Genomic DNA, 16,750 nt, shown 5'->3' with positions numbered 1-16,750 from the left:
TATCAGAACTTTTTTTTTCAAAACTTTTAAATAAGGAACTGTCTGTTTTTTTAGATTATTTTTAATGGGATTTCTATTTAATTGACCTGATAAAGATTTAGCTATCATTTTAATAAGAGTTTACTATTTAATTTTTTAACTTTGTCAGAAGTAGGCTTTATTTATCCTGTTTGCGTTGGCCTATAGGGCATACCAATTGATGTAGATAATGAGTAGCGTAATGGATTTTTCAAAATGAAAATGTAAATTAAAGCTGTTTTGTGCTTATTTTTCCATCGTTAAAGTAAAACCCTATCTGGCCCTTTAGCAGTTGTTCGGCTTTTTTACCAAATATTTCATAGCGCCAGCCATTCATAGCGGGAATATTTTTCTTTATTCCTCCATTGGCAATTTTTTCTAAATCATTAGATGTTGCAATAATTTTAGGGGCAATGCTGTTTTCATTTGCAACAATTTTTAATAACACTTTGAGCAGATCGATAACAGCGGCTGTCGTATCATTGAGTGGATTATGTTTAGGAATGGGGGGTAAAGTAGAAAGATCCACCTCTAATCCTTCGTGGACAGCTTTGATTAATGATTGAGCAATTGAGAGTTTATCCCAGTTCTTATTAAGACTGCGCAACCGTTTTAATGCAGATTCATCTTTTGGTTGTTGGGTTGCTATTTCTATAAGACATTCATCTTTTATGATATGACGACGTGGCATATTGTATTTTCGTGCTTCACGTTCCCGCCAAGCTGCTATCTTTTGTAATACAGCAAGTTCACGTGGCTTTTTAATTTTTCCTTTCACTTTTTTCCATGCTTCATCTTCTGGCATATCATAGGTTTTAGGATTTAAAAGGATTGTTATTTCATCATCCATCCAGTGAGCTCTTTGATTTTTCTCTAACCTTTTTTTCAATAACAAGTAAACATCTCTTAAGTAAGTTACATCGGAAAGTGCATAGAGCAGTTGTTTTTCAGACAAAGGGCGGTAACTCCAGTCTGTAAAGCGGGAGGATTTATCAAGATGATGCCCTGTACAGCGTTGTACAATTTGATCATAGGAGATAGAATCACCAAATCCACAAATGGATCCTGCTATTTGCGTATCAAAGAGAGGGGAAGGAATAACACCTCCAAGGTGATAAATTGTTTCAATATCTTGGCGCGCAGCATGAAAAACTTTTACAACTTTTTTATCGACCATAAGGTCAAAAAATGGTTGTAAATCAATATCTGGTGCTATGGGATCAATCAAAACTGTAACATCTGGTGAGGCGAGCTGTATTAAACACAGTTGAGGCCAAAAAGTTGTTTCGCGGATAAACTCAGTATCGACTGTTACAAAATCAGAGGTACGTAGAGCGTTAAGTGCAATTTCAAGATCTGTTGTTTGTGTAATAAGATTCATCATTTTATTATAATTCGATAAATTAAATTTGTGCTTTATTGACTTTATTTTTGAGTTTTTATTCTCATATCTTGACAAATGGTTATTAAAAAGCGTTTGTAGCGCATGTGAATATTATAATCAAAGGCAAAAAACATGCACCGTTATCGCAGTCATCATTGTGCGGCTCTCCGTAGATGTGATGTAGGAACACAAGTTCGTCTTTCGGGGTGGGTTCATCGTGTTCGTGATCATGGAGGGATTCTTTTTGTGGATTTACGTGATCATTTTGGAATCACACAAATTGTTGCTGACCCTGCTTCACCAGCTTTTAAAGTTATTGAAAAAGTGCGTTCTGAATGGGTTATTCGTGTGGATGGGGAGGTATGTGCTCGTTCTGATGAGGTTATTAATGCAACGCTTCCAACAGGTGAGATTGAAATTTTTGCACAAGAGGTAGAAATTCTTTCAAAATCTGATGAGCTTCCTTTACCGGTTTTTGGTGAGCCTGATTATCCAGAAGATATTCGATTAAAATATCGTTTTCTTGATTTGCGTCGGGAAACTATGCACAAAAATATCATGCGTCGGACTGAAATTATTGCGGCTATGAGACGAGCTATGCAAAATAATGGTTTTACGGAATTTACGACGCCACTTTTGACAGCTTCATCGCCGGAAGGCGCACGTGATTTTTTGGTTCCAAGTCGTGTTCATCAGGGAAAATTTTATGCGTTACCGCAAGCGCCACAGCAATATAAACAGTTGTTGATGATGTCAGGTTTTGATCGTTATTTTCAGATTGCTCCATGTTTTAGAGATGAAGATCCAAGGGCCGACCGTCTTCCTGGTGAATTTTATCAATTAGATGTTGAAATGAGTTTTGTTGAGCAAGAAGATGTTTTAGCAACTATGGAACCTATTATGCGTTCTATTTTTGAAGAATTTGCAGATGGAAAGACTGTGACACAAAGCTTTCCTCGCATTTCCTATGATGAAGCAATGCGAAAATATGGTTCTGATAAGCCTGATCTGCGTAATCCGATCATTATGGAAGATGTTTCTCAGCATTTTTATAATTCTGGTTTCAAAGTCTTTGCTCAAATTTTAGCGAATGATGAGAATGCACAAGTGTGGGCTATTCCAGCTAAAACGGGTGGAAGTCGTGCTTTTTGTGATCGTATGAATGTATGGGCACAAGGCGAGGGGCAACCAGGGCTCGGCTATATTTTCTGGCGTGAAGAAGAAGGAAAATTTGAAGGAGCAGGGCCTATCGCCAAAAATATTGGTGAACAGAGGACTGAAGCAATCCGTATACAGCTTGGTCTTGAAAGTGGGGATGCCTGTTTTTTTGTAGCTGGCGATCCAAAAAAGTTTTCATCTTTTGCCGGAGCAGCACGCACAAGGGTAGGGGAAGAATTAGATCTTCTTGATAGAGATAGTTTCTCTTTGGCGTGGATTGTTGATTTTCCATTTTTTGAATGGAATGAAGATGAAAAAAAGATTGATTTTGGACATAATCCTTTTTCCATGCCTCAAGGGGGAGAAAATGCCCTTGCCTGCCAAGATCCTCTTACTATTAAAGCTTTTCAATATGATCTTGTTTGCAATGGTTATGAAATTGCATCAGGTGGAATTCGTAATCACTTACCAGAAATGATGCTTAAAGTTTTTGAACTTGTAGGACTTTCTAAGGAAGTTGTGAAAGATCGTTTCGGTGGTCTTTATCGTGCATTCCATTATGGGGCTCCGCCACATGGTGGCATGGCTGCGGGAATTGACCGCATTATTATGCTGTTACAAGGTGTTAAAAATTTGCGTGAAGTTGCTTTATTCCCTATGAACCAACAGGCGCTTGATCTTTTAATGAGCGCTCCGTCTGATGTTTCTCCTACACAATTACGTGATTTAGGAATCCGCATGGCTCCTACTCACAAAAATAGCTCATAAAGTTGATAATGGATTGTTTTCGTCTTTTTCTACGTAGAGTGAAGTTTTGATGCCTTTCAAGAGTCAACGGTGTGTGCGTGTACTGTTTGTGAAATTTAGATAGGCAAAACGCTATTGTGTTGATTCTTTATGAGGCATTTTTATTCCTTGTTTCTATAGTGGCTTTTCCCCTTGTGATAGGTGAGGAAATAATTATAATTGCTTGATCATGAATAAATTAGAAATAAAAGAATTCTATAATATTCGGGAGCCTCATTTTAGTTGAAAAAAAATTAATTATCTTTATATGTCAATATATTATTTATTTTTTATTGAAGTTTTTACAACGTTGTAGCAGAGAATTGTGTCTCTTCGTTTTTATGAGAATAATGTGGTTTTCCATTCTATGGACTTACTCTGAAAAGTTTAAATTTCATAAGCTTTGAACATTTTTTTGGTTTTTCGTAGAAAAACTGAATGGGGTTGTTATACAATTTATCTTTATAATAAAAGATGATGTTTGAAAGGTGCTTTTGTCATTCCAAAAAGAATGAAATAACTCTTTGTGAGCAGTTAAATTATTATCAGATTTGACAAAGCTTTCAATAAATTACTTAGGACAAGGGGGAAGGACATGTATAAATTTTTCAAATTGATATAATTTTCTGTTCATGTTCTAATTGCAGCGTTTGTTTTTATGTAATTGACTTTTAATAAAAAAGTCGACTCATAGAAGATTTCATTAAATAAATCCTATAAAATAATTTCTTATTATTGTGGGAATTGTTGTTTTAATACTATGTCTGATAAAATGAATTTACCTTTTGATAAAGAACATATTGAACCAATAGAATTACGTTCTGCTTTACAGGAACGTTATTTGGCTTATGCACTTTCTACGATTACACACCGTGCATTGCCTGATGTACGTGATGGATTGAAGCCGGTCCACCGGCGGATTGTTCATGCGATGCGTCTTCTCAAACTAAATCCTGGACAGTCTTATGCGAAATGTGCGCGGATTGTTGGTGATGTCATGGGAAAATTTCATCCTCATGGGGATGCGTCTATTTATGATGCCTTGGTGCGCTTGGCTCAAAGTTTTGCTGTTCGTTATCCGTTGGTTGATGGGCAAGGCAATTTTGGTAATATTGATGGTGATAATGCTGCTGCCATGCGTTATACGGAAGCACGTATGACTGAAGTGGCTGCATTGTTACTTGAAGGAATTAATGAGAATGCTATTGATTTTCGTTTAACCTATAATGAGGAAGATGAAGAGCCTGTTGTTTTACCAGGAGCTTTCCCTAATCTTTTAGCAAATGGTTCTTCTGGTATTGCTGTTGGTATGGCAACATCTATTCCCCCCCATAATGTTGCTGAGCTTTGTGATGCAGCACTCCATTTGATTGCGCATCCCGATGTAAATGATGAGGAATTAAATCAATTTGTTCTTGGTCCTGATTTTCCGACGGGGGGAATTTTAGTTGAACCTAAAAAAAGTATTGAGGAATCCTATCGTGTTGGGCGTGGATTCTTTCGCTTGCGTTCACGTTGGCATCAGGAATCTGGTAGCCGTGGTTCTTATGTGATTGTTGTAACTGAAATTCCCTATCAGATTCAAAAGTCACGTCTTATTGAAAAAACAGCAGAGTTATTGCTTGCACGCCGATTGCCAATGCTTGAGGATATCCAAGATGAATCAGCAGAAGATATCAGAATCGTGCTTGTTCCTAAAAATCGGTCGGTTGATCCGGAGCTCCTTATGGAGTCTCTTTTTAAATTGACTGACTTTGAAGTAAGATTTCCCCTTAATCTGAATGTTTTGTCTTTGGGAAAAATACCCAATGTCCTTTCTTTGCGAGAAAGTTTGCAGCAATGGCTTGAACATCGTCAAGAAGTGCTTATTCGTCGCTCTCATTATCGGCTTGATCAAATTGATAGCCGATTGGAAATTCTTCATGGATATCTTATTGCCTATTTAAATCTCGATGAGGTCATTCAGATTATTCGTGAAGAGGATGAACCGAAAAAGAAGCTGATTAATCGGTTTGAATTAACAGAAAATCAAGCTGAAGCTATTCTTAATATGCGCTTGCGTTCTTTGCGTAAGCTTGAGGAATTTGAAATTCGTAAAGAATTTGAAAGTTTGAAAGCTGAAAAAGAAAAGCTACAGAATTTGTTAGCTTCTCCTATAAAACAGTGGAAAATAATTTCAGAAGAAATCAAAAAAGTTCGAAACACTTTTGGGCCTGAAACACTCTTGGGGAAAAGACGTACGACGTTTGAAGAGGCACCAAGACATGATCTTGATGATATTCAACAAGCAATGATCGAAAAAGAACCGATTACTATTGTTATTTCTGAAAAGGGGTGGATGCGTGCTTTGAAGGGACACTTGAACGATTATAAAGCACTTTCTTTTAAAGAAGGAGACAGTTTAAAGTTAGCCTTTCCAGCATTTACGACCGACAAGATTGTGCTGATCAGTACGGGGGGGAAGTTTTTTGCTATTGGTGCAAATAATTTACCTGGAGGGCGGGGACATGGTGAACCTATTCGTCTCTTAGTTGATATGGATGATGAGCACGATGTTCTCACAGCTTTTGTGCATCACGCCGAGGAAAAATTTCTCTTGGTTTCATCTCACGGTAATGGTTTTATTGTTTCTTCTGCAGAAGTGATCGCCAATACACGAAAAGGAAAGCAAGTGATGAATGTGAAAGCTCCTGATAAGGTAAAGCTTTGTGTTCCGGTAAATGGTGATCATGTTGCTGTAGTCGGTGAAAACCGTAAAATGCTTATTTTTTCTATTGAACAAATACCAGAAATGAATCGCGGTAAGGGTGTTCGTTTACAGCGTTATAAAGAAGGTGGTGTTGTTGATGCCAAGACTTTTAATTTATCAGAAGGCTTAAGTTGGCAAGATACAGCTGAACGAATCTTTAACCGTCAAGCTGATGATCTCATTGAATGGATGGGAATGCGTGCGGGCGTCGGGCGTTTGGTTCCAAGAGGATTTCCAAAATCAGGAAAATTTATCAATTAAATGTATTTTATAAATGGGAAAATTCCCTATGGTTTTATGATTATGTAAGATATTAATTTATAAAGATAATTTATTATTTTTTATATTGAACGAAAGACCTAAAGCGTAAGTTTTTCTCTTATTTCGATCTTGTTCAGGTTAAATCAATCAAAACTGTTTGTTTGCCTATCATGAGATGAGAGACCAGCCCGTCTTCATAAAAACTATTGAAGAAAAGAATAAAAATATTTTTTAATAAACCGTTTCACAGACAAGAGTTGTTGCAACAATAGTATGTTTGTTTTTTTACATTATACCATTTATGGGTGCTGTCGTGAAATGATTTGATATTTCGAGAGCTGTACCTTTAAACAAACAATGTGAATGTTTAACACAAGAATGTTCTATTTGGAGATGTTTTATTTTGTCTGATAGGTTTATTTTCTTATTGTTCAAGAGAGATGTTATTAATCTTTCGTAGTAATATTTATTCGTTAGGATTACTATGATATTGTCTAAAAAGATGACCACGTTCAGCCCATAAGACGAGAAGTATGGCAGTGAGACTCAGAAAGAAAAATCCTGCTGAGTTTGGGATGGTTGTTTCATCAAATTGTTGGGCAATAAAAAAGCTAAGTCCTGCACCGATAGATGTTTGAAGAAATCCGGATACAGAAGAAGCTGTTCCAGCTATTTCTCCTACAGGTTCAAGAGCGAGTGTATTGAAATTGGCCATAATACCACCGCAGGTAAACATTAATATACAATATAACGTCATATAAAAAGGAAAAGGGATAACACCACCTGCTAAGATGGACCCAATAAACCAAATGCATGAAGCGGCACAAAAGAGCAAAAGCATAGTATGAGCAATACGCCGCATTCCAAGGCGTCCAACGAGTTGAGAGTTAAAGAATGATGATAGAGCTTGAAATGCAGCACCAACTGCAAAAGCAATAGGGAACCAAAGTCCTAGATTATAGATCCCTTCATATGTTTGTTGTGATGTATTAACGGCGGTAAAGATACAGCCTAAAATAATGGAAGTTGCAAGTGTATAGCAAAGTGTTGTGCGATTGGTTATTACAATCCATAAGTTGTGTTTAACTGAAGAAAAGGAAAGAGAGCGTTGCGTATAAAGAGTTTCAGGCAAGCGCAGTTGAATCCAAATCATCAGTCCTAAACCAATCATTGCCATGAAAATAAAAATATATTGCCAATGTCCGAGCAGTAAAATGATCTGTCCTGTTGCGGGACCAACCATTGGTGCAACAAGAAAAACCATCATAACAATAGACATAACTTCTGCCATTTTTCGACCACTGTAAAGATCACGTACGACGGAAACTGTAAGAACTCGCATAGCAGCCCCTCCAATTCCTTGCAAGATACGTAAAATAAGTAAGAGAGAAAAATCAGTTACAAAGGCACAGCCAATCGCCGTAAATGAATAAAAAGCAAGCCCGAGAAGAATAAGTTTACGTCGTCCATACCTATCGCTTATTGGACCGAAAAATATTTGAGCAATACCATAGCTAATAAGATAACTCGAAATGATATAATGTTGATCATTTTCATTGAGAACATTTAAGCCGTCTAAAATATCGGGCATAGCTGGCAGCATAATATCAACAGCTATAGCGTTAATAGCCATGAGCGAAGCAATAAGAATAACAAATTCTTTATAGCCAATTTTGTTTCTAATCGCATCTCTATGCGTTTGTTCATCGACTGAATATGACATATGGCATCCTTGAAATAAAAATTTCGTCTGAAAACAGCTCTTTTTAAGAGTCTGAATAAAATGAAAGATACCTATGATTGATTACATGGAATATTTTTTTCTTTCAAAAGTTCCTGTAACTCATTGTTTTGAAACATCTCTTTAACAATATCACAGCCTCCGATAAATTCACCTTTGATATAAAGCTGTGGAATTGTTGGCCAATTTGAGTAATCTTTAATCCCTTGACGCAATTCGTTAGAAGTTAAGATATTAATCCCTTTATAATTCAATCCTAAATAATCAAGAATTTGAACAACTTGTCCTGAAAACCCGCATTGCGGAGCGTCAGGTGTTCCTTTCAGGAATAAAATGACGTCGTTTGTTTTAATTTCGTTGTCAATAAAATCATGAACAGTGGTCATTTTTATCCCTCGATATTTCAGATTTTTATCAGTGTGTAATTTATATTCATACTGCTTTTAATCGTATTAAATGTGTGAATGCAAGAAGAAATTTTAGATTATTTTGGGACATTTGTTTGCAACATTAAGGCGTGAAGGTCATTTCCCATATTGCCTTTAAGGGCATCATAGACCATTTTATGTTGTTGAACACGGGTTTTACCACGAAAACTTTCAGAAATAACTTCTGCAGCATAATGTTCCCCATCTCCAGCAAGATCACGAATTCTTACAGTAGCATCAGGAATGCCTTCACGAATAAGTGTTTCAATTGCATGGGCACTCATTGCCATCATTATTCTCCTATGTTGTTCATTTTTTATAAAGGCTGTTTAAGAGAAAAAACAATTTTTACTCTTCACCCATAAATTGTGGAAACCAGTTTTCATAGGCTTTTGTGAGTTTGTCTACTGAAAGTGTTAATATCCCATCTATATTAAGAGAAGTACCCTCGACTTGACCTAGCTCTGTTAAAGAAACTGTATTGATTTGTGCACGCTCTTTAAGACTATTAAGAGAGTGAGGTTTGACGGCTAAAAGATAACGTCCTTGGTCTTCTCCAAAAAGTTCTGCATGATGGGGTGATTTATTGCTTAATTTTACTTTGATTCCTTTACCTGCTTTAATCACCATTTCAGCAAGTGCTATCGCTAATCCTCCGTCAGAAAGGTCATGGGCGGCGTGAATAAAACCACGATGTATGACATCTCGAACAAATTGACCATGCTTTTTTTCAAGTTGTAAATCTACAGGGGGGGGGGGGCCTGCATCAATATTTAAAATGTTACGTGCATAGATTGATTGTCCTAAATGGGAGCCGCAATTTCCTACTAAAACAAGAATATCTCCATTTTGCATACCACTTATTGTTACCATTTTAGACCAATCATTAAGAAGGCCTACCCCAGCAATTGTGGGGGTTGGAAGAATGGCTTCCCCATTTGTTTCGTTGTAAAGAGAAACATTGCCTGAAACGATAGGAAAATCAAGGATTCTACAAGCTTCTCCTATACCTTTAATAGCAAAAACCAGCTGTCCCATAATTTCAGGTTTTTCAGGGTTACCAAAATTGAGATTATCTGTAGCAGCCAGTGGTGTTGCACCTGTCGTACTAATGTTTCGCCAGCATTCTGCGACAGCTTGTTTCCCCCCTTCATAAGGGTCTGCTTCACAATAGCGAGGTGTTACATCAGAAGAAAAAGCAAGAGCACGTTTGCTGTTGTTTCCTACACGGATAACGCCTGCATCACCTCCTGGACAAACAAGGCTATTTCCTTGGATAAGGGTATCATATTGTTCATAAACCCATCGCCGAGAACTTTGATCAGCAGAATTCAATAAGCTCAGAAGCGCATCACCAAGATTTTCAACTTTTTTGACGTCTTCTGCTTTCAAGGGTGTTTTTTTTGCCGGCTCACTCCAAGGACGATCATAAACAGGCGCTTCATCACCAAGCTCTTTGATGGGAAGATTGACAACTTCTTCCCCTTGATGAAATACACGAAAACGTAAATCATCGGTTGTTTTTCCAATGATAGAAAAATGTAGTCCCCACTTATGAAAAATTGCTTCTGCTTGCTTTTCTAGTTCTGGTTTAAGGACCATGAGCATACGCTCTTGACTTTCAGAAAGCATCATTTCATAGGCTGTCATGTTTTCTTCTCGAACAGGAACTGTATCAAGATTAAGCTGTATCCCCAGATTTCCTTTTGCTCCCATTTCAACGGCAGAAGAGGTGAGTCCTGCTGCCCCCATATCTTGAATAGCAACCACGGCTCCAAGTTCCATGAGCTCTAAACATGCTTCAAGGAGACATTTTTCTGTAAAAGGATCACCGACTTGAACAGTTGGGCGTTTTTCACTGATTGAAGAATCAAATTCAGCAGAAGCCATTGTTGCTCCACCGACACCATCACGTCCTGTTTTTGCACCAAGATAAACAACAGGGAGTCCAATACCTTGCGCTTTAGAATAAAAAAGGGCGTTTGTCTTTGCAATACCGGCGACAAAAGCGTTAACAAGGATATTGCCATTATAACGCTCATCAAAATTTACTTCTCCACCAACCGTTGGAACACCAAAAGAATTGCTGTAACCACCTATTCCAGAAACAACACCAGAAACAAGATGGCGTGTTCGTGGGTGATCAGGAGCACCAAATCGCAATGCATTCATAGCAGCAACAGGACGGGCTCCCATTGTAAAGACATCACGTAAAATACCACCAACACCTGTCGCTGCACCTTGATAAGGTTCAATATAAGAAGGGTGGTTATGGCTTTCCATTTTGAAAACAACACATTGTCCTTCGCCAATATCGACAACACCAGCATTTTCACCAGGTCCTTGGATGACACATTTTCCTTCTGTCGGAAGAGTTTTTAGCCATTTTTTAGATGATTTATAGGAACAATGTTCGTTCCACATTGCAGAAAAAATTCCTAGTTCAGTAAATGTTGGTTCTCTACCAATTAACGTTAGGATACGTTGATATTCATCTTCTTTTAGCCCGTGTTGTGCAATGAGTTCTGATGTAATAGTGATGTTATTGCAAGGCTTCATGAGTATTTATCCGTCAAATTAATCGAAATTTAGTATTTTTATTTTTTTTAACCTAGCAGCTTATATTATAAACAATAATGTTGTTTAATAATAAAAATATTTATAGACAGTAAGCTGAAGATTTTGTCCGTTTGTTTGGTGGGATTTAAGACTAAAAATGGTCTTAAATAATTATGTGTTTAGAAAATAATATCCATTGTTGTTTGTGAAGAGCTTTGTTTATAGATTTACGATGCGAGAAATGGTATAAATCCTTGTTTTTTTAAATTATGGAGCGCGAGTATTTTTGCAGCATTATCCATTTACTAACTCTAAAGCACTTTGAAAAAGTAAACGACCGTCAGTACCTCCGTGGGCGGGTTCAATAAAGTTTTCAGGATGGGGCATCATACCAAGAATATTACCAGCTTTATTAACAATACCAGCAATATCTTTCATTGAGCCGTTCGGGTTTGTATTTTCTGCATAGCGAAAAACAATTTGTTCATTGTCTTCCATTTGTTTCAATGTTTCACTATCAACAAAATAATTTCCGTCATGATGGGCAACAGGACAACGAATAATTTGTCCTTTAGAATAATATCGAGAAAATTTTGTCTTGGCGTTGACGACTTCAAGCTTGATTTCACGACAAACAAATTTTAAAGAAGCGTTACGCATTAAAGTACCGGGTAATAATCCTGCTTCCAACAAAATTTGAAATCCATTACAGATACCTATAATTGTCGTACCTTCTTGTGCTTTTTCACGAATGGCTTTTAAGACGGGAGTTCGCGCTCCAATTGCACCACATCTTAAGTAGTCGCCATAGGAAAAACCACCAGGAATAATAATAACATCTACATCTGGAATTGTTGTTTCTGTTTGCCAAATTTTTAGTGGCTCAACTCCCGTTATATGATGTAATGCTGCAACCATATCTCGATCACGATTTAATCCAGGAAGTTGAATGATGGCAGTTTTCATGAGCATTTCACTTAAAAAAGTTCGATTGTATAATTTTCAATAACAGTATTTGCGAGTAACTCTTCACACATTTGTTCAAGTTTTTTCTTTGCGGTTTCAGAAGGTAGTTCATCAAGAACAATATCAAAAACCTTTCCTTGACGAATGGATTGAATGCCTTCGAAAGCTAAACTTTTTAAAGCACCGACAATTGCTTCTCCTTGTGGATCAAGAACGCTTTCTCTTAAAGTAACTGTAATGCGTGCTTTCATTTTTTGCTTCCTGCTTTTTAAAAGAACCTCTCCTTTGAAGAGGGGTGTTTGTATAAGGTGATGTTTTTTACCTTGTTTTTACTTTACGAGAACGGGACCACTTGGTCGTGTTGGTTCGTTTTCATTCATAATACCAAGACGTTTGGCAACTTCTTGATAGGCATTAATAAGCCCTCCCATATCACGACGAAAACGGTCTTTATCCATTTTTTCTTGTGTGTGCATATCCCATAGTCGTGCAGAATCAGGAGAGATTTCATCAGCAAGAACAATGCGCATTGTTTCATCTTCCCACAGGCGACCAAATTCCATTTTAAAATCAATTAATTGGATGTTAACACCGGCAAAAAGCCCAGAAAGAAAATCATTAATACGAATTGAAAGTTGCATGATATCTTCTATCTCTTGTGGGACAGCCCACCCAAAAGCTGTGATATGTTCTTCCGTTACCATAGGATCATCGAGAGAATCATTTTTATAGTAGAATTCAATGATGGATTGCGGAAGCGGGGTTCCTTCTTCCAGTCCTAAACGCTTAGCAAGAGAGCCGGCAGCAACATTGCGAACAACAACTTCCAACGGAATGATTTCCACTGCTTTAATAAGCTGTTCGCGCATGTTTATACGTTTGATAAAATGTGTTGGGATGCCCAAACGTCCAAGATGGCTAAAAATATGTTCCGAAATTCGGTTGTTTAAAACCCCCTTTCCGTCGATAATTTCATGTTTTTTTGCATTAAAGGCAGTTGCATCATCTTTAAAAAATTGAATGTAAGTCCCTGGTTCAGGTCCTTCATATAAAATTTTAGCCTTGCCTTCATAAATACGGTGGCGACGATTCATCATGATTCTCTATTTATCTTGAGAGGTTTTTAATAACATTGATAAATGATACTATCCTAATTGATAGAATTTCTCAATGATATTGCTATGATACTTTTATAATTTTTATCATTACACGTTTACCCAAAGGTGAAGATACATAAGCGATGAGAAAGAAGATCACCTCTTTTGGATCAAATTTTTGCAAGAAAGTGAGAGAGGACCATAAGCCCTTCAGGCCAAGGTCCGTGTCCGGATTCTGCGTTAATATGGCCAGAATACCCAGCATCAACAAAGAGTGATCCCCAATCATTGGCAATTTTTTCTGCTACTGAAAATTGACAAAACTCATCGTTGCGACTGGCTATGACAATAGAAGGAAAAGGAAGCTTTTGGCGATGATAGGGGCCAAATGTCATTAAATGTTTGGGACGTATTTTTTCATTGGCGACATCTGGAGGTGCAACAAAGAAAGCGCCACAAATTTTTTCTGTATTTTGTACAGTTGCATGAATAACACTGGGAACTCCTAATGAATGAGCAATAAGCATAACAGGCCTTTGAGCTTTTGCGATGGCGGTTTTAACTTTGTTAACCCACTCTTCACAAACAGGCTTTGACCAATGGAGTTGTTCAATGCGGCTGGCTGTCGACAATTTTTTTTCCCAGCGTGTTTGCCAATGATCTGGACCAGATCCTTTGTAGCCAGGAACAATAAGAATATCGAGTTGATTTGCTTTCATGAATTGTTTTCTTTGTTACAACAGATTTTTGATCATAGGTTGAATGGATTTTGGTTTTCTATGTCGCTTTATTGTTCTTCAAAAACACGTTTAAAAATCGTATTGATATGTTTGGTATGGTAAGAAAGATCAAATTTTTCGCGAAGTTCTTCTTCACTTAAAGCTTTGGTAACATCTTTGTCGTTGAGGAGTTCTTCTAAAAAATCTTTTCCTTGTTCCCAAACTTTCATCGCATTTCGTTGTACAATCCGATAAGAATCTTCACGACTAATCCCTGCTTGTGTGAGTGCTAAAAGAACCCGTTGTGAGTGAACAAGACCGCGGAATTTATTGAGATTTTTTTGCATATTTTCTGGATAGACAATGAGATTTTCAATGACAGATGTGAGGCGAGAAAGAGCAAAATCAAGTGTAATCGTCGCATCTGGAGCAATATAACGCTCAACAGATGAATGAGAAATATCACGTTCATGCCAAAGAGCTACATTTTCCATGGCTGGGAGTGCAAATGCACGTACCATGCGGGCTAATCCAGTTAAATTTTCTGTTAAAACTGGATTACGTTTATGAGGCATTGCCGATGAACCTTTTTGTCCAGGTGAGAAATGTTCCTCTGCTTCAAGAACTTCTGTTCGTTGTAAATGGCGTATTTCTATTGCTAGCCTTTCAATAGAGGAAGCAATAACACCAAGTGTTGCAAAAAACATAGCATGACGATCTCTTGGTATTACTTGGGTGGAAACCGGTTCAGCACGCATCTTCAAGGCTTTTGCTACATGTTCTTCAACGCGTGGATCGATATTAGCAAAAGTTCCTACAGCTCCTGAAATCGCGCAAGTAGAAATTTCTTCTCGTGCAGCAAGAAGACGTTTGCGACAACGGGAAAATTCAGCGTATGCAAGAGCAAACTTGATTCCAAATGTTGTCGGTTCAGCATGAATGCCATGACTCCGCCCAATGGTGATTGTCTCTTTATGCTCAAAAGCACGTCTTTTTAATGCTTCAAGAAGTTGATCTATATCCTCTAGCAAAATATCACTCGCACGCATCAATTGAATGTTCAGCGTTGTATCGAGAACATCAGATGATGTCATGCCTTGGTGGATAAAACGTGCCTCTGGTCCAATGAATTCAGCTAGGTGGGTTAGAAATGCGATAACATCATGTTTGGTAATTGCTTCAATTTCATCAATGCGATTGACATCAAATTTAGCTGCTGCCCCTTTTTCCCAAATGACTTTGGCGGCTTCTTTTGGAATAATCCCTAAGTGAGCAAGGGCATCACAGGCATGGGCTTCAATTTCAAACCAAATACGATATTTTGTTTCGGGAGACCAAATTGTTACCATTGCAGGGCGGGAATAACGTGCGATCATCATTTTTTTCCTTGTTGTGAGAGGATTGCGGCTTGGCGCAATGCACTAATACGTGTTTTGTAAAGCTCTTTATTTCCATCTTTATAAATTGCAGAGCCTGCGACAAATACATTTGCACCAGCTTTTGCAGCTATCCCAATTGTATCAACGGTGATACCACCATCAACTTCAAGATCAATAGGGCGGTTTGCAATCATGCTTTTAACGCGCTTAATTTTATCTTTTATTTCTGGAATAAAACTTTGTCCACCAAAACCGGGATTGACCGTCATGATGAGAATGAGATCTAATTGATCAAGCAAATATTCAAGTACATGTTCAGGGGTGCTTGGATTGAGTGCGATTCCTGCTTTTTTCCCCATTTTTTTGATTGTTTGTAATGAACGATGAAGATGTGGACCTGCTTCAGCATGAATAGTTATAATATCTGAACCTGCTTTTGCAAAAGCTTCTAAATAAGGGTCTACTGGTGCGATCATCAGGTGGACATCAAATATTGCTTTTGTTAATGGGCGCAGAGCTTTGACGATTTCAGGACCAAAGGTGATGTTAGGAACAAAGTGCCCATCCATAATATCAAGATGAAGCCAATCTGCACCAGCATCAACAACATCTAACATTTCTTGTCCAAGTTTAGAAAAATCAGAAGCCAAGAGAGAAGGCGAAATGAGATGAAAATGAGGCATTAAAATCTCCTTAGATTGGCAGTTTTTATCATATCGCTGTGTATACACAAATATTTTTTGTGTTATGACGGAAAAGAAAAAATATGTATTATAGGTCTTTTTATGGAAAGATTGCTTGAAATTTTAAAGCTTTATAAGTGAAAGATATGTCGAATCATAAAACATATTTGATGCCTGAACTTCAACATAAACATACTATTGCGGTTTCTTCTCAAGAATATCGAGATGCCATGAGTCTTTTTGCAGGAGCTGTGCATATTGTGACAACAAATGGTATTAAGGGAAGACGTGGGGTGACTGTTTCGGCGTGTTGTTCTTTATCTGATGATCCTCCAACCCTTCTTGTTTGTCTCATGCGCCATAATTTAAAGAATCAGGTGTTTATGGAGAATGGAAATTTTTGTGTTAATAGCTTGGCAGGAAAACATCGCTCATTAGCGGATGTTTTTTCGAGGCGTTGCAATTCTACACAAAATGAGCGTTTTGATGTTGCTCAATGGGGAGCTTTGCAAACGGGGGCGCCTAGTCTTTCAGACGCTCTAGCGTCGTTTGATTGTCGTTTGATTTGTTGGCACGAACACGCAACCCATTGTGTTTTGATTGGTGAGGTTGTTGCAATCAACTGTAATAAAGAAAAAGATGCTTTGATGTATTTGAAACGTGAATATCACACTTTGCCTTTATAAAGATTTTATTTTTTTGCATTGATGAAATGATTTATTGTTGCTTCATTTAGATTTTAAACAATGTAGAGAGTAGGGGAGGGATGGCTCTGATATCTGATATTAGATTTCCTTCTTTTTAAAGTTTTTCAATAAGCGA

General features: G+C 37.6%; 14 protein-coding genes. 3 read left to right on the top strand and 11 right to left on the bottom strand.

Annotated elements, in window-relative coordinates; all coding sequences use genetic code 11:
- Positions 1–247: 247 nt before the first annotated feature.
- Entirely contained in the window at positions 248–1,402 is a 1,155-nt protein-coding gene (gene rnd, locus ACFIMA_RS06670; RefSeq protein WP_375611539.1) for a ribonuclease D, read from the bottom strand.
- 132 nt (positions 1,403–1,534) lie between these two features.
- Between rnd and aspS the strand changes: the two genes are divergently transcribed.
- Positions 1,535–3,328 (top strand): aspartate--tRNA ligase, encoded by a 1,794-nt coding sequence (gene aspS, locus ACFIMA_RS06665; RefSeq protein WP_375613090.1) that lies wholly within the window; start codon positions 1,535–1,537, stop codon positions 3,326–3,328.
- A 778-nt stretch (positions 3,329–4,106) separates the two neighbouring features.
- Positions 4,107–6,356, top strand: a complete 2,250-nt coding sequence (gene parC, locus ACFIMA_RS06660; protein ID WP_375627792.1) for a DNA topoisomerase IV subunit A — start codon at positions 4,107–4,109, stop codon at positions 6,354–6,356.
- A 466-nt stretch (positions 6,357–6,822) separates the two neighbouring features.
- Here the strand turns inward: parC and ACFIMA_RS06655 are convergent, their stop codons facing one another.
- The 10 genes from ACFIMA_RS06655 to rpe form a co-directional block, all read right to left on the bottom strand.
- Entirely contained in the window at positions 6,823–8,079 is a 1,257-nt protein-coding gene (locus ACFIMA_RS06655) for a multidrug effflux MFS transporter (RefSeq protein WP_375653459.1), read from the bottom strand.
- Positions 8,080–8,150: 71 nt separating this feature from the next.
- Positions 8,151–8,483, bottom strand: coding sequence for a Grx4 family monothiol glutaredoxin (gene grxD / locus ACFIMA_RS06650; protein ID WP_375693251.1), 333 nt, complete (start codon positions 8,481–8,483; stop codon positions 8,151–8,153).
- Between the two features lie 98 nt (positions 8,484–8,581).
- Positions 8,582–8,815 (bottom strand): BolA/IbaG family iron-sulfur metabolism protein, encoded by a 234-nt coding sequence (locus ACFIMA_RS06645; protein WP_375611543.1) that lies wholly within the window; start codon positions 8,813–8,815, stop codon positions 8,582–8,584.
- A 58-nt stretch (positions 8,816–8,873) separates the two neighbouring features.
- On the bottom strand, positions 8,874–11,084 hold the full coding sequence (gene purL, locus ACFIMA_RS06640) for a phosphoribosylformylglycinamidine synthase subunit PurL (protein ID WP_375693250.1): 2,211 nt from the start codon (positions 11,082–11,084) through the stop codon (positions 8,874–8,876).
- A gap of 294 nt (positions 11,085–11,378) precedes the next feature.
- Positions 11,379–12,050: a phosphoribosylformylglycinamidine synthase subunit PurQ gene (purQ, locus tag ACFIMA_RS06635; RefSeq protein ID WP_375613086.1), complete on the bottom strand. Its 672-nt coding sequence runs from the start codon at positions 12,048–12,050 to the stop codon at positions 11,379–11,381.
- A gap of 11 nt (positions 12,051–12,061) precedes the next feature.
- Positions 12,062–12,301: a phosphoribosylformylglycinamidine synthase subunit PurS gene (gene purS / locus ACFIMA_RS06630; RefSeq protein WP_273791180.1), complete on the bottom strand. Its 240-nt coding sequence runs from the start codon at positions 12,299–12,301 to the stop codon at positions 12,062–12,064.
- 78 nt (positions 12,302–12,379) lie between these two features.
- Entirely contained in the window at positions 12,380–13,144 is a 765-nt protein-coding gene (gene purC, locus ACFIMA_RS06625) for a phosphoribosylaminoimidazolesuccinocarboxamide synthase (RefSeq protein ID WP_273791179.1), read from the bottom strand.
- 173 nt (positions 13,145–13,317) lie between these two features.
- Positions 13,318–13,866 (bottom strand): RBBP9/YdeN family alpha/beta hydrolase, encoded by a 549-nt coding sequence (locus tag ACFIMA_RS06620; protein ID WP_375611547.1) that lies wholly within the window; start codon positions 13,864–13,866, stop codon positions 13,318–13,320.
- Positions 13,867–13,934: 68 nt separating this feature from the next.
- A complete protein-coding gene (gene purB / locus ACFIMA_RS06615; protein ID WP_375632257.1) occupies positions 13,935–15,242 on the bottom strand; it encodes an adenylosuccinate lyase in 1,308 nt (435 codons plus the stop codon).
- Complete coding sequence (gene rpe, locus ACFIMA_RS06610; protein WP_375693249.1) at positions 15,242–15,928, bottom strand: ribulose-phosphate 3-epimerase; 687 nt, start codon at positions 15,926–15,928, stop codon at positions 15,242–15,244. The genes purB and rpe overlap by 1 nt, the downstream gene beginning before the upstream one ends.
- Positions 15,929–16,074: 146 nt before the next feature.
- Here rpe and ACFIMA_RS06605 point away from each other — a divergent pair, with 146 nt between their 5' ends.
- Positions 16,075–16,614 (top strand): flavin reductase, encoded by a 540-nt coding sequence (locus ACFIMA_RS06605; RefSeq protein WP_375611549.1) that lies wholly within the window; start codon positions 16,075–16,077, stop codon positions 16,612–16,614.
- Positions 16,615–16,750: the final 136 nt, after the last annotated feature.

This window comes from Bartonella sp. AP88HLJMH (genome assembly GCF_042195605.1).
Lineage (GTDB): Bacteria > Pseudomonadota > Alphaproteobacteria > Rhizobiales > Rhizobiaceae > Bartonella.
This window is presented reverse-complemented; position numbering and strand designations above follow the sequence as displayed.